A 26,276-nucleotide genomic window follows, 5' to 3' on the forward strand; every position below is an offset into this window, starting at 1 on the left:
GATCGCCGATTTTGAAGAGAAGAGAGCGATCGCTTACTTATAGATTAGGACTTACCCATGAAAACGAAAGATCAATGGTTTGGAAGAGGGTATAGGGATATAAATATTTGAAACCCTTACACCCGGTCTCAACAGAAAATCTGGATGCGTGAATCCTAATTTGATATAAATTTGATAGTCAGGAAAGTAGGAATGACAAATTTAATTTTCCCTACTTTCCAGCCACTCAATTAAAGACTTGATGTTTTCCCTGTTTGTGCTTGTGTTTCAATTGGTTTCACGTCTGTATGTCCCATCTCCCCGGCAATAGTCCGGAATATAGACATTTGTGCTTCAAAATCTAAGTCTTCAACCTGCGACAGTAAATCATTTATCGCTTCTGTGGGCTGATAATTATCTGGCATTCCCACCACTGTATCACCCATAGCTACAGCCCAAACATACCAAATTAATAATTGATTATTTTCTTTTAATGCTCCATAAGCGCGAGAATATTCTGTATCTTCACGATTAACTATTTGCCGCATAATATTAAGTTGCTCTTCATCTGATAATTGGAAATAGTTACCTAATAAAAGAGGAGCTAATTCTGGTTCGGCGGCTGCGGGTGCGGCGGGAGTGATAGAATCACCCATCTTTTTATAAACATAGTAAAACCAAGCTAACTTAGCATCGGTGTCTAATTTATTAAAAGCTTCTACTAAACTACGGGTTTCATTACTAAGAGCTTGAGAAACATTTTTTTCGTAACTAGCAGTCATAACTTATATTTCCAAGTAATTTTTAAGTTCTCCAAGTAATAATTAGCAACATTCTGTTTGTTTTATCTACTTTCCAGAGAGATAATTATATTTGCTACCTCTAAGTATTTATATCTATCTTTTAATAGAGGTAATAATCTTTCTAGAGGGAGCTAAGAACTAGCCCATCACTTTGTTACTATCGCTACAACGATTTAAAAACAATTGAAGGTATTAGCGATGTCTGAAGAAATCAAACCTAATCTTATTGAAGCTCCTACCCACGATGCACAATTAGCTGCTGAAAATATAGCTAGTGGAGAAGAAAAAGCACCGAAAGTTGACTTTGATGCTGACTACGCAGCTGCACAAGAATTTAGTATTAGTGATGTTGATCGTACTGGTGAAGGCGATGCGGCGGCTGAAGCGGCTACTGCACCTCAACAAGAAATCTCTGCACCTGAAGAAACCAGAACCGAAGCTCAATCAACTGGTAATCCTGATGATTATGTAGAGTTAGCAAAAGAAATAGGTGCATCTAGAGAAGATGCAGTCACTAACGTTAGTGATGATTTAGTAAAACAAGCTTTAGAAAAAGGTCAAGCTAAGAAATAGTCATTGTGGTGCTGTTAAAATCCCTATTCCCGTTTGAAATTTAGTAGGGTGCGTCAGTGCCATAGAACCTAACTATACTCGGAAATTATTAATACTGACGCACCCTACATTTTGGATATTTTATTATCTGTAAGTCCCTAATAATTAAAATTAAGCAACTAATTTTTAGGAAATATTGCTAAATCAGTATCAGGATCAAAAAAGTGAATTTTATCTAGTGCTAGTGATAACCAGATTTGCTCACTCACATGGATGATTCGGTCTGATGGAACTCTTACTTGCAAAGGTTTAATGGCATGAGCAAAGCGAGATTCAGCCTCAGTTAGTACCACGTTAATAAAAGAATCATTACCTAAGTTTTCTACTAAATCTACTTGTACTGGTAAATTCTTGGTAGCGGGTACACTCACAGTTAAATGTTCTGGACGAATACCTAAAATGAGAGTTTGCCCATCATATTTTTGCAACGCACTTGCCCATATCTCTGGAAGGGTGAGACGGAACTGGGAATGGGTAATTAACAATGGTGCGTGGAACTCTACGGGAATAAAATTCATGGGCGGCGTACCAATGAATTCAGCTACAAAGCGATTGGCCGGATGATTGTAGAGTTCTAGGGGGGAAGCTACTTGTTGAATTTGCCCTTGATTCATGATGGCGATACGATCGCCCATTGTCATGGCTTCTGTTTGGTCGTGGGTGACGTAAATCGTTGTTGTGCCTAGTTGGCGTTGCAATTTAACGATTTGAGCGCGGGTTTCTGCCCTTAACTTGGCATCTAGGTTAGAAAGCGGCTCATCCATTAAGAATACTTGAGGATTGCGGGCGATCGCCCTTCCTAATGCCACCCGTTGTCTTTGTCCCCCAGATAATTGCTTGGGTAAACGATGCAGCAAGGTTTCAATTTGTAACAATTGCGCCACAGACCGTACTTGCTCGTCCACCTCTCGTTCTTGATCAGAAATGTAACGCAGTCCTTTGGGGAGCTTTCTTGTTGCACCTACTAGTAGATTTTCTGCCCAAGTGGGGAATTGGGACTGGGAACTGGGGTGAGAATTGTCTCTGCGTTGTTCAGAACTAGAACGGCGACGCAAACCGAAGGCGATGTTGTCATATACCGTCATGTGGGGATAGAGGGCGTAATTTTGAAACACCATTGCAATATCCCGTTCCTTGGGTGGTAAATCATTCACCAAGCGATCGCCTACCCAAATATTGCCCCCAGTCATCACTTCTAACCCCGCAATTAACCGCAGCAGGGTACTTTTACCGCAACCAGAAGGCCCCACCAACACCATAAATTCCCCGTCAGGAATAGTCAGGTTAATCCGTCGCAAAACATTGACGGTTCCTGCTGCTTCTGCGTCAGTTTTCTTCGCGGATGGAGTTTGTGAACTCACATTTTCCCCTCTGCGGGGAGGGAAACTTTTGTAAACGTTTTCTAAAACAACTTGCGCCACAGTATTGTCACTAGTCATTGGTCATTAGTCATTGGTCATTAGTCAAGAAAGCTCTGAACTTGGAACTATTGACTATGGACTAATCACTAAATGGACATTTTAGCGTCCATGATACACATTCTCTATCGCTACGAAAAATTAAAAAAAGTACTCCCACCACCCAAAGCACACTAACCTTGATTTTAGGGCTGTCTGGAGGTGTTGTGATGACTACCGATTTACTGACTAATCCTGCCCATGAAATTGTAGACGTAAAAAATACAGATTGTTGCATTGTTGGGGGTGGCCCGGCTGGTGCTGTCTTAGCTTTAATTTTGGCGCGTCAAGGTGTTTCTGTCATATTGCTGGAAGCCCATAAAGACTTTGACCGAGATTTTCGTGGGGATACCATTCACCCATCGGTAATGGAAATTATGGCGGAATTGGGATTGAGCGATCGCTTGCTACAATTACCCCATACCAAAATGCGGCAAATTCGCGTAAAAACAACCGAAAATACCTTTACTTTGGCTGATTTTAGTCGCCTAAAAACTCATTATCCCTACATTACAATGTTGCCTCAGGTGAAATTTCTAGAGTTCATTACCCAAGAAGCGCAAAAATATCCCTGTTTTCAACTTGTGATGGGTGCAAATGTACAGGAATTAATCGAGGAAAACGGAGTAATTCAAGGTGTACGCTATCGAGGCGGCGGTGGTTGGCACGAAATTCGGTCAATATTGACAGTAGGTGCTGATGGTCGCCATTCGCGGTTACGGCAATTGGGTAATTTTGCCGCAACTGAAACCTCACCACCAATGGATATTCTTTGGTTCCGCCTACCACGTCAACCAGAAGATGGTGAGGGCGGAATGGGGCGTTTTGCCCCTGGTCATATCATCGCTATGCTTGACCGTGGTAATGAATGGCAAATGGCTTATGTGATTCCCAAGGGAGGCTATCAGCAGTTAAGGTCTACAGGTTTAGAAGCACTAAAAAAATCTGTTGTGGAAGTTGTCCCAGAATTAGCAAATCGAATCCATAGTTTACACGACTGGTCACAGGTAGCTTTTCTCTGCGTCGAATCAAACCTGGTACAGCGCTGGTATCGTCCAGGGTTGCTATTGATTGGTGATGCAGCCCATATCATGTCACCAGTCGGCGGAGTGGGGATTAATTATGCCATTCAAGATGCGGTGGTAGCTGCTAACGTCCTGACGAAACCATTGCAAAATCACCATGTAGAACTTAGGGATTTAGCCAAAGTCCAACGTCGGCGAGAATTGCCTACAAGGATAATTCAAGCATTTCAAACCTTCATTCAAAAGCGAGTATTTGCTCCTGTACTAAGCGGAAATCTGACTTTTCAGCCGCCTGCACTGTTGCGCTTGCCAATATTGCGCGACCTACCAGCCAGATTAATTGCCTTGGGCGTTTTTCCTGTTCATGTGAAATAAAAGTTGCCTTTGGGGAAAACAGTACAAGAAAACTACACTATTGTCTCTGACATAGCAGAATTTCTTGATTGGGGTTGAAGCCCAAAATCTCCTAATTCTCCTGGCTGTATACTATAGTAGCAATTTAGGGATTCAGCAAATTTAAAAATCAAACATAATATTTTAATTTGATACAATTAATCCCATCTTAAAATTTCCAACAATATCATTATTGCTTTGGGTAATTTTTTTTGACTAAATACAGGAAGATATCCACAAATGAAATATTTATATTAAATAAAAATAAATAATTCCAATGTATACAATCAGTAGATTTAAAAATATTTGATGTAAAAATTGCACTAATTATAAAAAATCAAAAAATCTTCTTTGCTGCTGATTCAATAGTCAAAATGTAAGACATTGCCATATATTTTTCTTTATTATATATCCCAATAACTTACAATATTGAAGATAAATGATTTTAATTATAAAAATGGTTGCCAATTACAATGACGGAGTAAAAGCATGATTCAATCTAGTTCTATATCTTTGCAATTAACAAAGATAATTTCTGATGTAAAAGCTGAGAACATGACTAATAAAGGTATTATTATCGCTTTTTTTATTATAACTTTGTGGGGTAGCAGTTTAACAATACTACTGTCATTGAATACTCCTAAAATACAGATCCCATTAATATTATTAGCTATAATTTGGCAGACATTCTTATATACAGGATTATTTATTACTGCTCATGATGCTATGCACTGCCTTGTTGTTGCCAAAAATCCCCAAGTTAATCATTGGATAGGTAAGACATCTGTAGTACTTTATGCGCTATTTTCCTATAAAAACTTAGTAGAAAAACATAGTTTGCATCACCAATATCCTGGAACTGAAGACGATCCAGATTTCGACCATAATCAAAACCAAAATGTTTTTAGTTGGTATTTCAAATTTATGATGTCTTACTGGGATTGGCGACAGATTGTTGGTTTGACATTGACTTTTCATCTTTCACATCATGTCTTGCATATATCCTACATAAATCTTATTTTGTTCTGGGTTACACCCTCTATTTTGAGTTCCATACAATTATTTTATTTTGGGACATTTCTACCACATAAAAGACGGGAAGGCGGATATACAAATTTACATTGCACACAAAGTACTCCACTTCCGGTTTTTTGGTCGTTTATAACTTGTTACCACTTTGGTTATCACAAAGAACATCATGAATATCCTCAGATCCCTTGGTGGAGATTACCAGATGTTTATAATAGTAATTAGGACTCCTATTCAATTTATAAATATCTAGAATTTCATATCCCCGACTTTTTGCAAAAGTCGGGGATATAGACGGTTTTATAGAGAACAACGGTAAGTATGTGTAGGGTGGGCAATGCCCTTTTTTATCTGGAAGTCCCTAACGTCAGATAAATACTCTGAACTATCTGTTCGCGGGTGCAATTTTCTCGCTAGAAACCCACTCACAATGGAAGCCAAAGGGAACTCTTTGAGGAAGAATAACACGAGCGACAGGTTCAGCAGTGATATTCTGGGCATCTAAAACAATAAATTCCGATCGCTTGTTAACGGCATCATAAATATAGGTCAATACCCATCCATCATCTTCAGTTGTGCCACCAGGACGAGGTGCAAAGACACATTCACCACCAAAGCGTCCACGACCAAAATAAACAGATTGCGCTGTTCCGGTTTCTAAGTCATACTTCTTGACTCCATCAAATAGCGGGCGTTCCATATACATAGCCCCTATTCCGGAGTATACATAACGCATCTTGCGTCCAATTAAGTTATCGTTGATGCGGGGGAACTCACAAATTTCATCTTTGTCAAGTATTTCCTCCTTGACTTGACCTGTAGAAAGATTAAACCGCCAACGATACAATTTCGTCAATTCTGGGGCAATTTTTTCTGAAGAGGTGTCGGTGTTGACAAAATCGAGGGCGTTTTCTCTGTCAGGGATAAATAGTTGCGTCCAATCCATGCGATAGGCAACTAAAATTACCTCGTTACCTTCTTCATAGGCGTTGACTACATGGTAGACCATACAGCTCGGCACGGTAAACCAGCGTATTTCTCCCCCATGTCGAGGAATAATACCAAAACGACTCGGTTTATTACGTTCAAACACGAGGGGGACTTTGCCCTGCATAACGCGCATCGGTTTGAGCGCTAGGGGCATATCGAGGAAAATAGTATGTTTTTCAGTAATAGCAAAGTCGTGCATACTAATTGGGGAAGGAATGTCAATTGGTATGGTTTTGACAATTTTTCCTTCTGGTGAAACGATGCCATATTGAACGTAGGGCTTGGTTAGGGGCTGATAACCAAAGAACATCATTTCCCCGGTTTTAGCATCGACTTTGGGGTGGGCGCAAAAGGGGAAGGTTAACTGCTCATTAAAGGTATAAGAACCGACGGTGTCTAAATTGGGAAGGCTGATTTCATAAGGTTCGCCTCCTTCCCAAAGAGCGAGTAACCGTCCGTGATGCCAAACTAAAGCGGTATTGGCTACATTTTTCATCATAATGCCGTGGGGTTCATCGAAGCGGGGTAGATTCAGCAATCCCGGCCAGATAGCTTGACCCTCTTTTTCTTCGATCTTCCATCCTTCAGTACGAACATAACGATTACGATAGCTAGCCTTACCATTTGTAATGTGTACCCCGTGAATCATACCGTCTCCATCAAACCAATGATAAAGACCCAAAGGAGCGAAGCGGGGGTTCGGCCCAATCCGGAGAAACGTCCCTGACAACTCTTGTGGTAGTTTGCCAATCACTTCTAGGTTATCAGCCGTAATTTCTTTGCGGACTGGAGCATAGTTGAGAGTTAAAAAGCGATGGGCTAATTCTTCCTTGACTTGCGGATCAGACTGTGCAGATGTGAGTTTACTTAAAACTGCTTGGGGAACACGAGCATAAGCAAAGCCTTTTTTGAGATTTTTACGGGCAGTTTGTGGGGAATCTGGGGTGTCAGGAGTAACTTTAGCTAAGAAATCTGGATCGAGGAAAATGCTGCCTAGTCTTTCCTGGAGAACGGTTCGACGAGTATTTTTGTCAGCAAAAGCCGCTAACATTTCTTTTTCTCGTTCGTTTATTTCTGCGCCACTGGTGAATAAGCTTTCTAAAACTTCATCTAAAGCCTCAAATTTGTAAGGGCTAGGATTTTTGCCTAAATAAGCTTGCAACCAATCAAAACACTGCTGGGGTTGTATTGGCTTACTGTCAGATAATAAACTTTTAATCTCTGCATCTTCAGTTAATCTTTTTTGGGCTGCGACTTTGGATAAATATTCTTTTTCTCCAGGTTCGAGTTCCCCATCTAGCCAAGCCATCCCCAGCAGGATTTTTAATAGTTGTTTATTTTCTTGAGTTGATCGTTCTTGATAAGCTATTAAAGTTGTTTTCGGAATAGGTACGTCGAAATGCTCATTTGTACTAGCATCAGGACGGATATTCTTCTCACTACTATACAAAATATTTGCAAGGTCTGGAGTTTTAACAACGATATATAAATCGGGATTACCTTCAAATTTTTCTAATGCGCTTTTGAAATTTGCTTCTGAATAATTAATCGCAAACTTGCCGTCTTGATCAGTTTTCGTTTGGCCCAGCTTATCATTTTTGAGGATATCTTTATCAAAAGCTTCGACAACTAAATTAGCAATGCCTACTCCGCTTTCTTCCTCGTAAATTCTTCCAGTTACTTTAAAAAGCATGGCAATTCCCCTGTTTTATTAGATTAAGTCGATTGATGTAAAGGTAGTCCATTTTCAGAGCAGTCACATTATCTTATTGTTGCTCGCAAATGACAATGAAAAATAAGACATTTAAGAAAATATTTGTATGAATAATTGCAAAGATTAAAAGGCACTTGAGACAGTTACGGCATCTTTCGGGTAAATGAATTATGTCTCGCGGAGAAGCCCAGACTCAGCCGAAAAAATGTGAAGAAATATTGCGCCAAGAGTATCTTTTTGTCCTCACACCCTTAGGGTGGGTTTTTAAAGCCAAAGTCATTGATATTCCTGGCTTCTGGGTATGAGAGTTACCATTCTTGCTAACTCCGATCCCAATCAAGTATTTTCTCTGCTATAAGATGGTACAATTATACTACTCATGCAGAAATCAATGCTCTTTTAGTCAGGCGGGAGTGGTAAACAGCATCTAAAAAATGCTGTTCAAAACTGTCGCTTGGCTTTTATGCTAAAACTGACTCTTATTAGAGAGTTTTTTTTATGAGAGATTACTAATTCTAGAAAAAGCCAACTAAGCTAATGCCTGCCTACATTGTATGACTACTAACAAGGGCTGTTGGTTCTTAACGGTCAACTGTCAACAGTCAACGAACCTGAAGATAGATTATGCAACTTAAAAGCAGAATAGCTTATTAAATATTAAGTATTGCTTGGCATTACATCCAAAAATCTCTAATTTTTCACTGCTGGGAAGAAAGTGACTCAAGAGAAAATTTCACAATCAAAAACAGAAATCTTTCTTCCCTAATTTTTATGTCTCATACAGTCAGGAGGATTTAATGAACAGCTGTGTTTTATTAGCGGAAATCATTCAAGAACCACAACTGCGTTATACATCTGATAATTTAGCGGTTACAGAAATGTTGGTGCAGTTTCCCAATTCCCAAAAACCAGATGACCCACCAGCTACGCTAAAAGTGGTTGGCTGGGGGAATTTAGCTACAGAAATCCAGCAAAACTATCATCAAGGCGATCGCGTCATCATTGCAGGACGTTTAGGGATGAATACCATCGAGCGTCCAGAAGGATTTAAGGAAAAACGGGCTGAATTAACAGTACAACAAATTCAATCAATTAGCGGTAACTTCACCCCATCACCAACAGTAGCCAGAACACCAGCCGCCACCGAAACCCCCTCTCGTCCACCATCCCCGGTGGTTACCCCCCAAAACGATACTCCTAGCTATGAATCACCACGTCCAGCACCAACTCCAGCCTCTAGTACAGTTAGTGTCGCACCTCAAGTAAATAACTACCAACCAGCGCCCAAAACTAACTACCCACCAGTAGAAGAACCAGACCCGGATGATATTCCGTTTTAGGTGATGGGTGTAGGGGTGTGAGGGGGTGAGGGTTTCAAAGATTTATTTTGAATTTTGAATTTTGAATTTTGAATTTTGAATTGACTTATCCCCCATCCCCAGTCCCGAATTTCCCAAACTACTGCTAAAATCCAAATAATTTTTACTCATATTATTAATAGGCTCCTATGAGAGAAACTGTCCTAGAGGTTCGCAATCTACAAGTAGAATTTTCCGGTGATGGCAATGCTGTCAAAGCTGTCGATGGTGTTTCCTTTCAGCTACATCGGGGTGAAACTCTAGGAATAGTGGGTGAATCTGGGAGTGGTAAATCAGTCACATCATTGGCGGTGATGGGGTTGTTGCAACATCCTGGGAGAGTTAGCGGCGGAGAAATTCTGTTTTGTCCGCAAGCCAACGCTAACCCCATCAATTTATCGGCGTTATCTGCTGAGGAAATGCAGCTATACCGGGGTGGCGACATCGCCATGATTTTCCAAGAACCGATGAGTTCTCTTAACCCGGTTTATGATATTGGGTTTCAACTGACGGAAGCCATTCTCCGCCATCAAAATGTTAGCCCAGCTGAAGCAAGAAGAATTGCGATCGCAGGTCTGCAAGAGGTTAAACTTTTACCTAGCGATGAGCAAATCAAACAGCAATATATTGAAACCTGGCCGCAAACCAACCCCAACTCCCCACTGGATGAGTTGAAGTTAGCGCAGTTGGTGAAGCAGCATAAAGAAACCATGCTGGAACGCTACCCCCACCAATTATCTGGGGGACAATTGCAACGGGTGATGATTGCAATGGCGATTTCCTGTAATCCCTTGCTATTGATTGCAGATGAACCGACGACAGCCTTAGATGTGACTGTACAAGCAACAATTATTGAACTGTTGCGGGAGTTACAGCAAAAGCGGGAAATGGCGTTAATTTTCATTACCCACGACTTGGGTTTAATTTCAGAAATTGCTGACCAAGTAGCGGTAATGTACAAAGGTAAGGTTGTCGAATATGGTGCAGCCGAGCAAATTTTTAGTAATCCCCAACATCCATATACTAAAGGCTTGGTAGCTTGTCGCCCCACCCTCAACCGCCGTCCACATAAATTACTCACCGTTTCTGACTACATGAGTGTAGAAGAAACATCAAGTGGTCAATTAATTATCCAAGCCAAAGAACCTGCACACCCACCGGAAATTACCTCTGAGGAAATCTCCGCCAGATTAGAAAATCTGGAAGAAAAGAAACCTTTATTACAAATCAAGAACTTGAAAGTGGGTTTCCCTGTAAAAGGTTGGTTTGGTGGGACAAAACGCTATCAAATGGCGGTGAATGATGTTTCCTTTGATGTGAAACCAGGGGAAACATTAGGTTTAGTAGGGGAATCTGGTTGCGGTAAAACTACTCTGGGTAGAACTCTGCTGCGCTTAATTGAGCCAATGAGTGGTCAAATTATCTTTGATGGGCAAGATATTACTAATTTTAAAGGCGAGCCGTTGCAAAAACTCCGGCGGGAAATGCAAATAGTTTTTCAAAATCCCTTTAGTTCCCTTGATCCCCGGATGAAGGTTGGGGATGCAGTCATGGAACCGTTGTTAATTCACTCTGTAGGTAAGACAGTCAGACAAAGGCGTGAACGAGTTGCGGAACTTTTGGAACGGGTGGGTTTGAGTGCAGATGCAATGAATCGCTATCCGCATCAATTTTCTGGTGGTCAGCGTCAACGGGTTTGTATTGCCCGTTCTTTGGCATTGAATCCTAAGTTTATCATTTGTGATGAGTCGGTTTCAGCGTTGGATGTGTCAGTACAAGCCCAGGTATTGAATCTGTTAAAAGAATTACAAGATGAATTTCAGTTAACTTATATTTTTATTTCCCATGACTTAAGTGTGGTGAAATTTATGAGCGATCGCATTTTAGTCATGAATCGTGGTCAAATAGTGGAACAAGGTACAGCCGAAAGCATTTACCGCGAACCCAAGGAAGCCTACACCCAAAAATTAATCGCTTCTATTCCTACGGGTAGTCCTGAACGAGTCCGTAGCCATCATCTGAAAACTTCTTGAGGTAGGGAAAGTTTGTATGGGAAGTTTTTAAACGCGGAGGAACGCAAAGTTAGCGCAGAGGTGCGCGGAGTACGAGCAAATTTAATTGGCTACACCGGGATTTAGTTGGAGTAATAACCAAGTTAGATAAGTACCAAATGGCCCCCAGAGGGCGTAGGGAAGGAATAGCCAAGAGGCTTTGGGGGAAATAGGCTTGACTACGAAGGCTAAAATATAGACGAGTAGCGTTGCCAAGCCACCCATAAATATTCCCCCTGTTAAGCTCCGCAGTTCTACTACAATAGGACTGTAGGCGGAGGTGGATATGGCGATCGCTGCATAAATTGCCATCAGATACCAAGGTCGAAAACCCTGTCTTGTCCTTTTTTCCCAAACAATAATCGCAGAAATGGTTGTACAAGCCCAGATAAACGTCCAAACAAACGGGATGATAAATTCAAATGTCAGCCAGTCGGGACGTTGTAAGTTTTGAAACCAGGGGTCGCGCAGCGATGTAAATAGGCTACCACCAAAAAACAATGCTGCTGAAACTGCTGTGATGATCCATCTCGCTTTCACAAGGTTTATCTAGAATAATGGTCTACTTGCAGTTTAGACAATTATTGGCGATCGCTGCACATCATAAACTATTCTGCTTTTAAGTTGCACAATCCATCGTCAAGGCTGTTAACGGTCAACAGTCAACAGTCAACAGTCAACAGCTATAATTTAAGGCCATCCAAGGGGCGATCGCCGCAAGAACAACTGAGTAATATAGTAAGTATTACCTACTCGCCACACTCCTACCCCTGTCTCTGCAAATACGGGGCGGAGAATATTTTCTCGATGTCCAGGGCTTTTCATCCACCCTTCAATTGCCGATGGTACAGGACGAGGAATATTTGTACTTGTGTATAGATTTTCACCAACTACCCAATAAGAAATACCACCAGCACGGACTCTATCTGCTGGGGTACTGCCATCCGCGCCGGTATGACTAAAAAAGTTCTTTTGTGCCATTTGTCGGCTGTAGTTGCGGGCTACTTGCGCTAGTTTGACGTTATTTTGTAGGGGTTGTAACCCATTGCGTTGTCGTACTTGGTTGATACCTTGGCGGATGGCCGTTTCGATTTGGGCAGTCGTGGCAGATTCTACGGGAATTTGGGGTTTTGGTGGCTGATTTGATGGTATTTTAACTGTTGGCAGAGGTGGTAAAGATTCAATTAACTGCTCACAGCCAGTGGATAATAAGGCGATAGCACCCCACATTAACCAAATATTTTTGAGTAATATATTTTTGTATTTATATAGTAATTTCATTTAGCCTTCCTTAAACAGTATTTTTACTGCTTTGTGCGTATCAGTTTAATTAATTTTTAGTGTTCCAATATTTCTACTTTAGACAATTTTTGCACTGTATAGCAACTACTTATTGCCAATTTATTTGGCAAATTTTAAGGCTTTTAACCAGATAATAGCTGCTAAATTAACAATTATGATTGAGCTAACTGGCATAATATAAAAGAAGTGAGTACAGATAGTTAACATAGTTCAATCGCTACAAATTCATGAGAAATTAACAGCCGATAATCTGTATATTTAACTGCAAAAATTGAGGGGATTTAGCTGCGAAATTCGGGTACTTGTAATTTTCACATTGATTTCGCAGAGGGGTTTATGAGTCAAATTGACATCGAAAAACTTCATCTTTGGGTGCAAGATAGAGATACTGTATTAAAGTACAGCAATCATGTTGAATGGCGTTATGGTGAAAAACCAGATTATACCCATTCTAATGAAAAACTGTCCCAGGAAAGTACACGTAATCACCCACCTAACTCACTGGAAACCCTGGTACAAAATTTGGTGCGTACCTTCGATATTGAAGCTAACTTTAAAACAAATCCTGCTCAGTGGCTTTCTGTTGTTCCCGACCAATTTCGCATGAGTACCAATGGAGGTTCTCGCCATACCATCACAGACTTGATTAATTCAGGTACTTATAAATTGATGATTGGCAATACCAAAAATTACAAAGCAACTGAGGAAAACTTTGAAACTTCCACTGGTCTATTTCATACAGCTTTCCCTGACGGCTTTTTGTGGGAAGTATTAGAAGTTTATTCAGGGCCACCGGAGATTGTTTTTAAATGGCGACACTGGGGGGAATTTAAAGGTGAATTTAAAGGCTATGCACCTACAAACGAGATGATAGAAGTTATTGGTACAAGCGTTGTGCGTGTCACAGATGATTTAAAAATCCTATCTTTGGAACATTATTATGACAATACCCAGTTCCTAGCAAAGCTGACATCTGGTGGTAAATTACTGAAAACTTCCCAAAACCAGCAAAAAAAATCTCATTCTCTCTGGCGGAGGTTTTGGAATTTCATCCGCAAACTTTGGGGAAAGAAGGAGACATCAGCACCAGCAAATCTACAAACTAGCCGTTGTCCTTTTGCTGCTGTTGTGAAGTAAAGATGGGGATTGGGTAAAAGATAATTTTTGAGTGCTAGTATCTAAGCTTTAGTCCCTTTGATGCCCTAATACATCTTCCAGCATCGGAGCTAATTCTTTATTTAATCGCCCAGACTTGACAAATTCCGCATAAGTATCTGCCTCGATTGCTAGTAGTTCATCGCGGAATTGTTCTGTTGTAAAGTTCTGAAGATTGGGGTATTCATTGTGTAGTTTATCAATCTTGGTTTGCAATTCTGCAATTTCACCTGTGACAAGTTTTTCTTGGTAACGAATAAATTCTGGGTCAATACCGGGGCGTTTCTCTGTTTGCAGGTATTGCAACACTCTTTCTAGAGCAACACTACGGGCGACTAATTGTAAATATTGTTCGCGTAGGGGTGCATCGCCTAGCAAATTGAGCTTTTGCAGCAGGGGTTTAATTGTTAATCCCTGGACTAGTAAGGTAAATAAAACTACTCCAAAGACAGTAGCAATGATTTTTTCTCGCCCTGGCAATACAGTCGGTACACTCAATGCTAGGGCAATTGACACCGAACCACGTAACCCACCCCACCAAAGAATAGTCTGTTCAGGTAAGGAGACTTGTGATTGAGTCATCATAACGCTCAATTTGCTGAGAATAAATAGTGCAACTGCTCGCATGACAATCATTGCTGCTACTGTAATAGCAATGATTTGCAGGTTTTCTCCTAAACTGGCAAAACGTATTTGGTCGCCAATTAATAAAAAGACAATCGAATTCACAAAAAAGGCTAGAAATTCCCAGAATTCGGAAACAATAATCCGAGTCCGGGGATTCATGCCTATACGCGAACCAAAGTTACCTAATATCAAGCCTGTGGTGACAACGCCGATTACGCCGGAACCGCCCAAGTCTTCGGTAATGAGATAAGTACTGTAAGCGGACACCAAAGTTAAGGACTGTTCCACCATTGGCAAGTCAAAGCGTTGGGTCAGGTAGGAAATAGCAAAGCCAATCAAACAACCTATCGCTACACCGATACCAACTACTTGAAAAAACTGTAACAAAATCGGTTGAAAGCCTAATTCGGCATTCCCCAAAGGCAAAGCCACCAAAAAACCAAAGGCGACTACTGCCATACCATCATTAAATAAGCTTTCGCCTTCCATGAGGGTGACAAGACGAGTTCCTACACCCAATTCACGAAACAAAGCGGTGACAGAAACCGGGTCAGTAGCAGAAAGACTCGCACCAATGAGTAACGCCGTAGTTAAGGAAATTCCCGCCAGTTGATTCAGTCCAATTGCTACTCCGGCAATGGAGATGACGACCCCAAACACCGCATATAGACAAATTGGCACAAAATCGCGCTGCAAATCTGACCATTTCAAATTCCATGCGGCTTCAAATAATAAGGGTGGTAAAAAGATAGACAAAATTAAAACAGGAGACAGAACAACCAGCCGCACATCAACGACTGCTAACCCCAAGCCAACAATTACCAGGAGTAAGGTATAGGGGATTTGGCGAAACCAACTAAATACTTGGGGTAAGGTGGCTACACCTAAAGAAACCGAAAGCACTAAAAGAAACTGCTTGAGATTCGTGGCGATCGCTTCTTCACTAATTGCTGATTCAAGTACCATAAGTAAGTATTTAGTAGAATACTGTACTTATTCTCCAAGGATGATATCCAGATAACATCGGCTGAATATAAGATTTTGATCATCAAGTCGTGAATATTTGCCAGTTTATTCCACAAGAAGGAGGAAGCTCTTGGGTATTAACATTCGAGACCGCTTTCAGAACTTCAGGCGCAAACAAAGACAGCCAGAACAACTACAACAGTTACAAGTAGATTTATTTAAAGAGTCTATTTTGGATGTATCTTATATTACGCTAATTGTTGGTTCCTGTGCGATCGCTACTTTTGGTTTATTGTCAAATAGTAGCGCTGTCATTATCGGTGCGATGATTATCGCTCCTCTGATGTTGCCCATTCGCGGATTAGCTTTTGGTGCTTTGCAAGGTGATATTGGCTTATTCCGCCAAGGTGTAATCTCAGTAGCGTTAGGTACATTATTAGCGCTGGCGATCGCTTTCTCTTTGGGTTTAATTGTGGGACTACCTGATTATGGTAGTGAAGTCTTGGCTCGTTCCGAACCAACTCTATTAGACTTAGGTATTGCCGTCGCGGCTGGTGCTATTAGTGCTTATGCCAAAGTTGAGTCAAAAATTTCCGGTAGTTTAGCAGGTACAGCGATCGCAGTGGCTCTCATGCCTCCGATATGCGTAATTGGTCTGGGTTTAGCGAAGGCAGATTTCGCACTCAGTTTGGGCGCAACCTTACTCTACCTCACCAATCTACTCGGTATTACCCTCTCCTGTATGGTGACATTTTTGGCAGCAGGCTATACTTCTATGAGCCAAGCACGTCGCCCCATCGTTTGGACTTTAGTACTGACAGCTATTCTGGTTATTCCTTTAGGTGTGAGCTTTGCTCGACTTGTACGACAGACGCAATTAGAAACCAGTTTACGTAGAGCATTATTAAATCGTACTGTCACCTTTCAACGCCTGCAATTATTTAGAAGTAGTACCAACTGGTTAGTTAATCCTCCGGAAGTACGGCTGAGTGTGCGAGCCAATGACCCGGTTACACCCCGACAAGTAAAGCTACTAGAAGAATTTGTCGAGCGAGAAATGGGACAACCATTCACCTTGATTTTTGAAGTTGGTCAAGTGGAAGAAGTGAAAAGTTCTGAGCCTTAGTATCTTACCGAATTACCAATCGCTACATTGTTCGGATTTGCTGTGAGGAATATGAAAAGGTATCAAGTTGGTACTGAAAAATGCCACTGACGGCTAATATAAAAACTTTTTTTCTTACATAGAAAGGAAAAATCTTTCTGTGTAGTATTAGCCTGAGTAAAAGTAAATTGACGATTGATGGCGTAATCGCTCACCAGCTGATTACAATCAGCCAATTTCTGGAATTTATTTACAGGAGAACTATTTAATGAAATTAGCCAAACACCTTAGTATTGTAACTATCAATACCATTGTCGGGTTCACAAGTGTCTTTGTATCTTCTAGCGCACAAGCTGCACAAATATTTAATTTTCAGTATTCTTTTCCTAGTTACGATGCAGATGGCACATCGATTTCAGCTAGAGGTAAACTTTTCACTACTGATTTAGATCCTATCAACCAAAAGTACACCATCACAGGAATAAGCGGCACCAGAACAGTGAAAGGAATTACAGAGTCAATAATTGGGTTGCTTTCACCAAGTACGTACGGAAATAACGATAATTTGTTGAATGCGAGTCAACCATTATTAACCACAAATGGTTTTTCTTACTTAGTCGCTGGTGATGGAGAAGACGGACAAGGGAATGTCAACGTCTTCTACAGTAGTTTATCTGACGGTTATTCAGAATTTTCTAGTGATGTAGATTTTGGCAGCTTTAGTGTCACTCCCCATTCTGTTCCTGAACCTTATACAGTAGTTGGTTTATTGGTTACTCTCGGTTTTGGCAGTTGGATGAAGCGAAGGCAAGCTGTGTAAAAAAAGTCAATAGTCAATAGTCTCAAATTTTAGTTTAATAACTAATAACCAATGACTAATGACTAATGACTTTCTTAATTAGAAGTTACCAGGGTCATCATCAAGCGCCAGTAAAAAATTAATCAGGTCTGTTTGCTGCTGAGGATTAAACCCAGCTTGTCTATCTACGTAAAACTCATGACCTGTACCATCAAGGTTAGTACTGACTAAACCAGGATCAGCTTTGTTAGCTTTGATAACTTTGGCACGTAGGTCACGATCAACTAAAGCACGCAAGCTACTAGCAGCATCGGCAGGTATGCCTTGACTCAGAGTTCCGGGTAGCCCTAATCCAGTAGTATCGACTATGGCAAAACTGCCGTTGGAGTCAAATTTTAAACTCCCAGCCCGTACCGCTACACCGCCATCATGTAAATATGGTGGGTTTAAATAAAGACCACGCAAGGGAGTAGTTTTGTAAGCGCCATTTGGTAGTGCTTCTTTAGGTGGACTGGTAGGGCTATCAGAAATGCCTTGGGTAGGTACATCCAAAACTTCTGCATTAGCAGGTATGGGAACAGGAGTATTGAAAGTGTATAGCTTAGGTGGAACTAAAAATTTCACCAGTGCCAAGCGGGACTGGGCGCGAGCTGGATTAGTCCCAATTTTATTAACTGGATAAATTTTGTTGTCCGTGAAGAAGGGTGGAATATGGCAGGTTGCACAATTGGCTTTTTCAAAGACTTTCGCCCCACGCTTCACTGAATTATTTTTCAAGGCTTGCCAGTTTTCAGGAGTGCGGTTAGCAGGTGGAACTAAGCTATTTTGAAAAGCAGACATGGCATTGTTAGCAAACATAAACTTGCCACTGGCATTATCAAAAGGGTTGCCAGTATTAGGACTAAAAATCAGTCCGTTGGCTGTTAGTAAGTTAGGTTTTAAGTCTGGATAAGTACCGACACCAGGAGCAACAACTTGGTCTTGTAGTTCGGCTTGGGTAAAATCTGGTACAATCGTCCGCAACCATACAGACGGTTGGACTTTTATTCCTTCTGGTAAACGTAAACTTGGCTCCGCCGCATTTTGAAGACAAGTACCAAGATAAACTTCTGGATCAATATTAAGAGTTTTGGCAATTAGTTCGTATGATGCAAGGATGTTCGTTTCTGATGAGTGAACAGCACTGTTGAAACTACTCAATCCTGCAAAAGGGCCAAAGGCAGCTTCTCCAGAAAAGGTATAGGGGTTAGTTTTAAAAGTGAAATTGTTAGGGATTTGAGTGGTATTTTTAATTCCATCTGTCGAACTTTCAAAATTACCAAAAGGCAATTCCAATAAAATATCGTCAAAGGCCTTCTCAAACTTCTCTGGATCTGGCAATCTTACTTCATGACCTTGACTGTCGATAATAATTTTGCCATTGCCTTGGTATTGTGGATCTAGGGGGTTCAGTTTGGTACGAGAGAAAGCCGCAGATGAATTTGGAGCTAAAGCCAGAAATATCGGCAAGGCAATTTCACCATTTGCCACCCCAGGAAGACGTTTCCCTTCCTTGGAAAGACCCGCATGACAAAATGCACAGCTAGTTTGTCCATTCGGTGTAGTCCCTATAGGATCAATGGATCCTTTTTCCAGCTTTAAGCCTGTATTAATGGCTGTACCTTTTCGTAAAATTCGGCTACCTATAGGTACATCTTTCTCAAGAATAATTTGTAAGTTGTTTGTTGGTTGACCCTGCAACTTAATAATGGCGGTGGTAATCTCATCCGCCAGAATAGCCGAACCTTTTCCAACACCAAACACACCTTGCAAACCAAAGAAGTCGCCTAAAGGACGATTGAAAAATATATCTTCACCCTTGGCAATTAATTCTTGCGTAATGTGAACTGCACCTATTCTTTCATAGGAAATAGGATCATTCGGGTCAAGTCCTTTACTAGCAACTAGTTGTGATGCTTCTTGGGGACTAAGGAGCTTACCAAAATAATCGTAGTAGCCTATTGGTTGAGTTGGTGCTGGTTTTAGTATGTCAATCTTGGCGAAAGCTGGCTGGCTAGTTATCAACCAATTTGACAACAGAATACCAAAAATACTAGTAAGAAAAACGCAAACTAATAAAAAAAACTTAGTTTTCAAAGCATAAAAAAACCTATTAAAACCATATTTAGGTTTGTTTTTTTCTTCCATGATACAAAGTGTGCTAAAAAACTTTGAGTAGATATATCATACACTTACAGAGCTTTCCAAAAACTGTAAATCTTTCTTATATTCGTTAACAATATAAAAATAATTTTTCATACTTATTTATCAGGGTTTTCTGACTTTGTAAAACCTCGTAAATAATAAGTACCAATTTCTAGTTTATTTATTAATTTTGATTGCTGATTTTTTGATCAATTCCTGAATTTGTGCTGCTACTAGGGGATGGGAATCTTTTTGTAATTTGGGCAGAAGTTCTAAGAGGACGCGATGTGAAACCACGCTTAAATAAGCGATCGCTGCTTCTCTCACAAAGCCCGTAGGATGACGCAAAGCCATCAAAATTTCGTTAATTGTCAAACGAATCCGATTAACCTGGGCAAAATGAAAACAGCAAGCCAAGCACCAATCAGAGAGAAAAGTGCCTAAAGTCAGCATCTTCCGTAATCTTTCACTAGCTGACAACGGTTGATATTCTGTGAATTCTGCCTCTAAAAGATCATGCAGCTTTTCTTGGTGCGATCGCTTATCTAAGAGATTTAATAACAATGATTTTCTGGGCAAATTCACTGTATGTTCTAATATTTCCAATCCTCGTGCTAAATTCACCATCGATTCAGACCGCAAATTAAAAGCTGCCGCCTGCATTTTATCGGGCGAATATAGTAATTTTAATAGTAATAATAAACGTTCCCGAATATCCCATTCCATTTCTGCCAAGGCACGTTGGAGTAAATCTGCAACAATCAAAGCTCTGGAATTTGTTTGACTATTATCTAAATTCAATTGTGGTCGTAAGTCTATATAAGCGGCATAAATCTCACCCAAAAATCGTAATTCCTGATCAATGAGACTTTCTACCCGACTGTGTTGAAACCTATCTACCAAATTGGTAATTTCTGATTGTTTCTGAATTTTCAACAAGCTACGCAGAATATGGTATCTGGTAGCACCCCAAGAAGATTCCAACTGCAACCATAAAGTCTCTACAGCTTCTGTAGTAGAAATTTGTCCTATGGTACGCCAAGCATACATCCTTAAGACTTCTGGTTTATGGGCATTGGTAGCTAGTTGTAATAACATATCCAATGCTTCATTCTCCATTTTGATTAAGGCACGCATGGCGGTAGCACGGGTTGATTTGTAATAAAGTGCTGTTAGCAGTGAGGAATAGTATTCTTCCATACGTGTTGCCGCAATCATTTCTAAGACAGCACAACGCACCCTTAAGGATTCATCCTGTAACAAATTAGGGATATGAATCCGTAACGCCTGTAAATAAACCACTTCTCGGAGGGCTTTGACACCATTCACCCGTTCTCGTTCCTGCTTATGGGTTAACATCCGGCGTAAAGTCTTGGTTGCGGCTACTTTTTGGATGGGTGTTCCCTGACGCAATAGCAAAGCAGCAGCTGTGGCGCGAGTTAATGAGTGGTGGCGCTGGTTGAGGTATTCTTCCAGTTGGCTTAAATTGGGGTTGGGGTCAGCTAGCCAAACATAACGTAATGCTAGGGCAAAAACTTCGGGGTTAACATTGTCTGGATGACGCTCTAACAACCATTTTACTTCCGATACATGGGTGGGATTAGCATCAGCCCCTAGCATCACCTCTAAACTATGTCGTTGTAAATCTGGCGTTAGCTTAAATAAAATTGGCGAGAGAACATCTGCTGCCCCTTGGGGGTCGATTTGGGCTAATAATTCAATACAAGAGTGTTTATCTGCGGTGTTGCCTTTTTCTTCTAAAGCTTTGACTACCCCTTGTTTAAAGGCACGCAAACCCACATTAGAGGCACTTAGTTCACCTCTATCGGCACTTAAGACTAACAAATCAACATAACGCGATCGCAATAACCATACTACTTTCAAGCAGGCAACGGCTACTACCATTGTTTCACCGATAAACACCCACTTTTGCATTGTTGCAGGTACGAATAACCCACACACAAACAAGGTAATTACAATGATGATACCAGCCGAACCAGTGGCGATCGCTTCTGCCGTTCCCCCTGATAATGCCTGCATCCGGCTACGAATGCGTTCGGGAATTGGTTGATATAGTAACGGCCCGCTACTGATAACGAAGGTATAACGCAGTAGTTCATCAAAGAACTTCAAGCCAACTAATCCCCAGAAAAAGGCGAGGGACTTTATACCGGGTAGTAAGTAAAGTACAACAATCATCCCAGGGACAACAAAGCCCACAGCCACAGGCAACAGTGCAGCAGTAAAGAACACTCCAAAGCGTTCAATGAGGCGGCTGGAAACAAACCACTGAGTCCCTAATTCACACAAGCCAACAATTCCACCAAATATACCTAAAAAGCCTGCTAGTTCGCGATCGCCCAGGTTGATTTTTAGTTCTTGGAGATATTGAAAATCTACTAATAAGCCAATAATTTGTAACAGACCAACAAAGGCAAATAACTGTAAAGTATAACGCTTGAGTGGTGCTTGGATACGCCGATGCCGAGAGGCTTGTTCTTGAGGAATTAGGCGCTGTGGTGCTTCGGGAAAAGAACTGCGATATTGATAACTTAAATAGCAGAGAATCGCCGAGCCAATCATAATCACTCCACAAGCAATCATAATCACGCGGTTGAGTTTGGCGAACTCCAGCAACCAAGGCAAACTAAAGCCACTGATTACATCAGCCACTAATAACCCACTACTAATCAGTGGGTAAGTGCGCTTAATTTCTCGAATGTTAAATAATTGGTTGGCAACAATGGAAGTATTTAAATCATTGACTACATAAAGGGAATCTACCCACAACCGCAGCAAAAACACCACAATGACTGAAAAGTAGGAAAGATGGATTCCCCAGCGTAATAATACTAACAAGATTAACGGCACGACCATACAAGGTGCGATCGCCACCACCACCCAGCGCAAAGGGAAAATCTTTTGCAACCAAGAATAGACAAAAACCAGCGCCATACCCATAACCGCACTGGCAATATACATCCAAGGCAACGGCCCAGCGCCATATTCATCCAAAAATAGTGCTACTGTACTATCCTCAGCCCATCGCAACCCCACAGATACAGTCGTGTAAAAGGCAAACATCATCCAAGTCCGTTCGCCTTCCTCTGGTCGTAGATTCACCCATTTTAAAAGTTGTGCCAGCCAACTTGGATTTGCCGCCAACGAGTAATTTTTCAATTCCATGTTTTACTTTCTGGTATCTTCTCCGCCCAGTAGGGAGCAATCAATTCAAAATTCAAAATTAATAATGGCTCCCCAATCCCCAGTCCCCAACCCCCAAAATGGCAAAAGTCCTGAACAACTGAGTATTATGTTTCCCACTCAGAGTTCAGGACTATCAAATTGCAATTAATTTCAACGACGGTGAAGCCGTTTTGATATTTTCAGTGGTGGATTACTTGGTTACAAGAATACTGAGGGTATTACTTCTTAGGCGAGATGAGCATCATCATATTTCGCCCTTCTTTTTTGGGTGCTTGTTGCACTTCACCAAACGGTTCCAGATCCGTTGCCATTCGCTTCAGTAAATCTTCTGCTAGGTCACTGTGTTGAATCTCTCGACCCCGGAACATCACAGTTGCTTTGACTTTATCACCATCTTTTAAGAAGCGTTCTGCTTGCTTAACACGGACATTGTAGTCGTGTTCCTCGATTTTGTAGCGCATCTTCACTTCTTTTACATCAGCCGTGTGCTGTTTCTTCCGAGCTTCCCGCGCCTTCTTTTCCTGCTCGAACTTGTATTTCCCGTAATCCATAATCCGACACACCGGCGGGTCGGCCTTGTCACTGAGCAGCACTAGATCCAGCTCCTTCTCCTCTGCTAGTTGCAGTGCTTCCTGTGGAGTTATAATTCCTAGCTGGGAGCCATCAGTGTCAATGACTCGAATTTTTGGGAAGCGAATCCGTTCGTTAATTTGGGGCAGATCGCGAGTTCTTTTTTTCTCAATCACAGGCATTATGATTTGTGGGAGCTTCTTTGTTAAGTGATGTAATGTGGACTTGATTGCTTTGTTTTGATTGGTCTGCCAAAGCAGCACAATACTAAAATAACTGAGAACTTAAAAAGGAGTCTATAGTTTTCTGGTAACTAATCCATAAAATAGTTTATTTGGTTTCTGTATTTGTTATTCTACTCACTCTGAGAGAGTTTCTCTGCGATCGTTAATTTAAATCACACAATCTAGAGAATGGTTAACTATTGTAACAATTCTTTTTTAATGGAAAAAATCATAGTTATCCCCCACACCCCTTTACCCGAATGGTACTAAGATAAGCGCAAATCTTGAATTTATAAGCCTTTCGGGGTGTAAGGGTGTAGGGGGGTAAGGGAAACATCTCATAATTAAATCAAGATACCTCATACATACTGTTATTCTCATCACCCCTACACCCAGTCACGGCAAGAGCTTTATGTTTTCTTAGTGCCATTCCCCTATACCCTTACACCCCCCTTTAAGATAGAAATTAATCACTAAGGAATTGTGACCATGACGGTACACTGGCGGGAACGGGTCGGGAATCAACGAGATTGGGTTTGGCGGGGGTGGCGGACTCGTTATACTTACATCCGTCCTAGCCAAGGAGACCAGGAAAAAACCCCTCTAATTTTACTGCATGGTTTTGGTGCTTCTATTGGTCATTGGCGACATAATTTAGAAGTTTTGGGCGAATCTCATACAGTCTATGCGCTGGATATGCTGGGTTTTGGTGGTTCGGAAAAAGCCCCAGCAAATTACAGCATCGAACTTTGGGTGGAACAAGTTTACGATTTTTGGCGAGCTTTTATCCGTCAACCGGTGGTATTGATTGGAAATTCTAATGGTTCTTTGATTTCTTTAGCGGCGGCGGCGGCTCACCCTGATATGGTTAAGGGGATTGTGATGATGAGTTTACCAGATCCATCATTAGAGCAAGAAATGATACCGCCTTTTTTAAGACCTGTCGTGAGGACAATCAAAAATATTGTCGCTTCTCCAATACTTTTAAAGCCGGTGTTTTATTTCGTGCGCCGTCCCAGCGTTCTCCGTCGTTGGGCTGGTCTTGCTTACGCCAATCCCGCAGCCATCACTGATGAGCTGATAGATATTTTAGCCGGGCCTCCCCAGGATAGGGGTTCAGCCCGTGCTTTTAGTGCTTTGTTTAAAGCGGCGATCGGTGTTAACTTTAGTCCTAGTGTTAAAGCAATATTGCCAACTTTACAAATACCCATGTTACTAATGTGGGGTAACAAAGATAGATTTGTTCCACCGATTTTGGCTAACCAATTCGCTCAATACAACGAAAAGTTGCAATTGCTTAACCTAGAGGATGTAGGACATTGTCCCCATGATGAATGTCCAGAACAGGTAAACCAGGCAATTCTGGCATGGATGGACAAGTCCTTGGGAGATTGCCAAAGTCTAGTTATCTCCCAGAAATGACAAAAATTGCCGATTTTTAGCCAATTTTTACTTGGTTAGTGTCAACGTTTGTGGCACCATGTACAGATTGCGCCACGGAAATCATTTTATTGAGAATGTCTTGGCTGGGAACTGAACCCTTGAGAACAACGGTGCTACCAGTTTGAGCAACCCACAAAGAATTCATATCATCAAGTTGCTGGTCTTGATCAAATGCCAGTGCTACTCGCTTTGCTAAACCACTTTGGTCATATTCGCCGTTTAACCCTAAACGTTCTGGTGGAATTGATTGGGTAGCCGTAGGTGCATTAGTGGTAGCAGAGGCTTGAGATACTTGCGGAGTTGGATTTACCTGAGCATTTTGAGGTTTTTCCATGCCAAAAAGTCTTTTTAACCAACTCATAAATGTCTTTCTCCTGATTTCATGGTGACAATATTCTCAAGATAAGATTTTGATCAATAATCTACATCTGCCGATCAAAAGATATATTATCCAAATGACTTCTGCTTTTGGAATGATTTAGACATAACTTTTTTATAGAACATTTCAGGAATGCAGGGATTAAGTTTAAAATAAAGTATAAGATTTATAACCTATTCACCTAGTAAGCAGTACGTGTAGGGCAGCTGTTAGCTAACATTCGGTTTAGTTATATGCTGTCTGAGCCTGTGTTGGCAAAGATGAAACATACTCTTTCGGTTCTGGTAGAAGATGAGGCGGGAGTTCTGTCCCGCATTGCTAGTTTATTTGCTCGTCGCGGCTTTAACATAGAAAGCCTGGCTGTTGGTTCGGGAGAAGAGGGCGGAGTTTCCCGCATCACTATGGTTGTACCTGGTGACGATCGCGTGATTGAACAACTCACCAAACAACTATACAAGCTCGTTAACGTTCTCAAAGTGCAGGATATAACTGAAACTCCTTGTGTGGAAAGAGAATTGATGCTCCTGAAGGTGAACGCCACCAGCAGCAACCGTTCAGAAGTCATTGAACTAGCTCAAATTTTCCGGGCGCGAGTAGTCGATGTGGCGGAAGATTCTTTAACTTTGGAAGTGGTCGGCGACCCTGGTAAGATGGTGGCGATCGTCCAGGTGCTACAAAAGTTTGGTATCAGGGAAATTGCCCGTACTGGTAAAATCGCTCTGACTCGTGAATCTGGTGTAAATACTGAGTTACTTAAATCCTTAGAAGCGAAGGTTTCTTAAGTTGTAGTCTCTTACTCCCAGTCTCTGACTGGGAAATTTCATTTTTTGCTTGCGTAATGCTTGCCGACAGACCATAGGTTATCGCCTTTTATAGATCCGCATATATTGATATTTTTCTTTTT

Annotated in this window: 21 protein-coding genes; 11 read left to right on the forward strand and 10 right to left on the reverse strand. The window is 41.3% G+C overall.

Annotated elements, in window-relative coordinates; genetic code table 11:
• Nucleotides 1-230: 230 nt before the first annotated feature.
• Nucleotides 231-761, reverse strand: a complete 531-nt coding sequence (locus H6G14_RS05800; RefSeq protein ID WP_190566163.1) for an orange carotenoid protein N-terminal domain-containing protein — start codon at nucleotides 759-761, stop codon at nucleotides 231-233.
• 219 nt (nucleotides 762-980) lie between these two features.
• On the opposite strand from H6G14_RS05800, the gene H6G14_RS05805 reads away from it, so the two are divergent.
• Nucleotides 981-1,355, forward strand: a complete 375-nt coding sequence (locus H6G14_RS05805; RefSeq protein ID WP_190566164.1) for a hypothetical protein — start codon at nucleotides 981-983, stop codon at nucleotides 1,353-1,355.
• Nucleotides 1,356-1,513: 158 nt separating this feature from the next.
• Here the strand turns inward: H6G14_RS05805 and H6G14_RS05810 are convergent, their stop codons facing one another.
• Nucleotides 1,514-2,815: an ATP-binding cassette domain-containing protein gene (locus tag H6G14_RS05810; protein ID WP_190566243.1), complete on the reverse strand. Its 1,302-nt coding sequence runs from the start codon at nucleotides 2,813-2,815 to the stop codon at nucleotides 1,514-1,516.
• A gap of 206 nt (nucleotides 2,816-3,021) precedes the next feature.
• Here H6G14_RS05810 and H6G14_RS05815 point away from each other — a divergent pair, with 206 nt between their 5' ends.
• Nucleotides 3,022-4,251, forward strand: a complete 1,230-nt coding sequence (locus H6G14_RS05815) for an FAD-dependent oxidoreductase (protein ID WP_190566165.1) — start codon at nucleotides 3,022-3,024, stop codon at nucleotides 4,249-4,251.
• 507 nt (nucleotides 4,252-4,758) lie between these two features.
• On the forward strand, nucleotides 4,759-5,523 hold the full coding sequence (gene crtW / locus H6G14_RS05820) for a beta-carotene ketolase CrtW (protein ID WP_190566166.1): 765 nt from the start codon (nucleotides 4,759-4,761) through the stop codon (nucleotides 5,521-5,523).
• 160 nt (nucleotides 5,524-5,683) lie between these two features.
• On the opposite strand, the gene H6G14_RS34175 is transcribed toward crtW, so the two are convergent.
• Complete coding sequence (locus tag H6G14_RS34175) at nucleotides 5,684-7,981, reverse strand: carotenoid oxygenase family protein (RefSeq protein ID WP_190566167.1); 2,298 nt, start codon at nucleotides 7,979-7,981, stop codon at nucleotides 5,684-5,686.
• 191 nt (nucleotides 7,982-8,172) lie between these two features.
• On the opposite strand from H6G14_RS34175, the gene H6G14_RS33975 reads away from it, so the two are divergent.
• The 3 genes from H6G14_RS33975 to H6G14_RS05835 all read left to right on the forward strand — a co-directional run bounded on the left by H6G14_RS33975 (nucleotide 8,173) and on the right by H6G14_RS05835 (nucleotide 11,393).
• Nucleotides 8,173-8,307 (forward strand): hypothetical protein, encoded by a 135-nt coding sequence (locus H6G14_RS33975; RefSeq protein WP_277884303.1) that lies wholly within the window; start codon nucleotides 8,173-8,175, stop codon nucleotides 8,305-8,307.
• Nucleotides 8,308-8,799: 492 nt separating this feature from the next.
• Nucleotides 8,800-9,342, forward strand: coding sequence for a single-stranded DNA-binding protein (locus H6G14_RS05830; RefSeq protein WP_190566168.1), 543 nt, complete (start codon nucleotides 8,800-8,802; stop codon nucleotides 9,340-9,342).
• 167 nt (nucleotides 9,343-9,509) lie between these two features.
• On the forward strand, nucleotides 9,510-11,393 hold the full coding sequence (locus tag H6G14_RS05835; protein ID WP_190566169.1) for an ABC transporter ATP-binding protein: 1,884 nt from the start codon (nucleotides 9,510-9,512) through the stop codon (nucleotides 11,391-11,393).
• Nucleotides 11,394-11,474: 81 nt separating this feature from the next.
• Here the strand turns inward: H6G14_RS05835 and H6G14_RS05840 are convergent, their stop codons facing one another.
• Together H6G14_RS05840 and H6G14_RS05845 are read right to left on the reverse strand one after the other, a co-directional pair.
• Nucleotides 11,475-11,951 (reverse strand): tryptophan-rich sensory protein, encoded by a 477-nt coding sequence (locus tag H6G14_RS05840; RefSeq protein ID WP_190566170.1) that lies wholly within the window; start codon nucleotides 11,949-11,951, stop codon nucleotides 11,475-11,477.
• A 150-nt stretch (nucleotides 11,952-12,101) separates the two neighbouring features.
• Nucleotides 12,102-12,692 carry a CAP domain-containing protein gene (locus H6G14_RS05845; protein WP_190566171.1) on the reverse strand — a complete coding sequence of 197 codons (591 nt, stop codon included), beginning with the start codon at nucleotides 12,690-12,692 and terminating at the stop codon, nucleotides 12,102-12,104.
• A 357-nt stretch (nucleotides 12,693-13,049) separates the two neighbouring features.
• On the opposite strand from H6G14_RS05845, the gene H6G14_RS05850 reads away from it, so the two are divergent.
• Nucleotides 13,050-13,850 (forward strand): ester cyclase, encoded by an 801-nt coding sequence (locus tag H6G14_RS05850; protein ID WP_190566172.1) that lies wholly within the window; start codon nucleotides 13,050-13,052, stop codon nucleotides 13,848-13,850.
• Between the two features lie 48 nt (nucleotides 13,851-13,898).
• Here the strand turns inward: H6G14_RS05850 and H6G14_RS05855 are convergent, their stop codons facing one another.
• Entirely contained in the window at nucleotides 13,899-15,461 is a 1,563-nt protein-coding gene (locus H6G14_RS05855; RefSeq protein WP_190566173.1) for a cation:proton antiporter, read from the reverse strand.
• A gap of 130 nt (nucleotides 15,462-15,591) precedes the next feature.
• On the opposite strand from H6G14_RS05855, the gene H6G14_RS05860 reads away from it, so the two are divergent.
• Both H6G14_RS05860 and H6G14_RS05865 read left to right on the forward strand, forming a co-directional pair.
• Complete coding sequence (locus H6G14_RS05860; protein ID WP_190566174.1) at nucleotides 15,592-16,587, forward strand: DUF389 domain-containing protein; 996 nt, start codon at nucleotides 15,592-15,594, stop codon at nucleotides 16,585-16,587.
• 247 nt (nucleotides 16,588-16,834) lie between these two features.
• Nucleotides 16,835-17,386: a PEP-CTERM sorting domain-containing protein gene (locus H6G14_RS05865; protein WP_190566175.1), complete on the forward strand. Its 552-nt coding sequence runs from the start codon at nucleotides 16,835-16,837 to the stop codon at nucleotides 17,384-17,386.
• Nucleotides 17,387-17,464: 78 nt separating this feature from the next.
• On the opposite strand, the gene H6G14_RS05870 is transcribed toward H6G14_RS05865, so the two are convergent.
• From H6G14_RS05870 to infC, 3 genes are all read right to left on the reverse strand, one after another.
• Nucleotides 17,465-19,441 carry a hypothetical protein gene (locus H6G14_RS05870; protein ID WP_338421181.1) on the reverse strand — a complete coding sequence of 659 codons (1,977 nt, stop codon included), beginning with the start codon at nucleotides 19,439-19,441 and terminating at the stop codon, nucleotides 17,465-17,467.
• A gap of 285 nt (nucleotides 19,442-19,726) precedes the next feature.
• Nucleotides 19,727-22,735: an MFS transporter gene (locus H6G14_RS05875; protein WP_190566177.1), complete on the reverse strand. Its 3,009-nt coding sequence runs from the start codon at nucleotides 22,733-22,735 to the stop codon at nucleotides 19,727-19,729.
• Between the two features lie 239 nt (nucleotides 22,736-22,974).
• Nucleotides 22,975-23,508, reverse strand: a complete 534-nt coding sequence (infC, locus tag H6G14_RS05880; RefSeq protein WP_015111888.1) for a translation initiation factor IF-3 — start codon at nucleotides 23,506-23,508, stop codon at nucleotides 22,975-22,977.
• A gap of 525 nt (nucleotides 23,509-24,033) precedes the next feature.
• Between infC and H6G14_RS05885 the strand changes: the two genes are divergently transcribed.
• Nucleotides 24,034-24,972 (forward strand): alpha/beta fold hydrolase, encoded by a 939-nt coding sequence (locus H6G14_RS05885; RefSeq protein ID WP_190566178.1) that lies wholly within the window; start codon nucleotides 24,034-24,036, stop codon nucleotides 24,970-24,972.
• A 16-nt stretch (nucleotides 24,973-24,988) separates the two neighbouring features.
• On the opposite strand, the gene H6G14_RS05890 is transcribed toward H6G14_RS05885, so the two are convergent.
• The gene (locus H6G14_RS05890) at nucleotides 24,989-25,354 is read right to left on the reverse strand and encodes a BON domain-containing protein (protein ID WP_190566179.1); all 366 of its coding nucleotides are present in this window, start codon (nucleotides 25,352-25,354) and stop codon (nucleotides 24,989-24,991) included.
• A 278-nt stretch (nucleotides 25,355-25,632) separates the two neighbouring features.
• Between H6G14_RS05890 and ilvN the strand changes: the two genes are divergently transcribed.
• The gene (gene ilvN / locus H6G14_RS05895) at nucleotides 25,633-26,154 is read left to right on the forward strand and encodes an acetolactate synthase small subunit (RefSeq protein ID WP_041456726.1); all 522 of its coding nucleotides are present in this window, start codon (nucleotides 25,633-25,635) and stop codon (nucleotides 26,152-26,154) included.
• The last annotated feature ends 122 nt before the right edge of the window (nucleotides 26,155-26,276 follow it).

This window comes from Nostoc parmelioides FACHB-3921 (genome assembly GCF_014696625.1).
In the GTDB taxonomy this organism is placed as follows: domain Bacteria; phylum Cyanobacteriota; class Cyanobacteriia; order Cyanobacteriales; family Nostocaceae; genus Trichormus; species Trichormus parmelioides.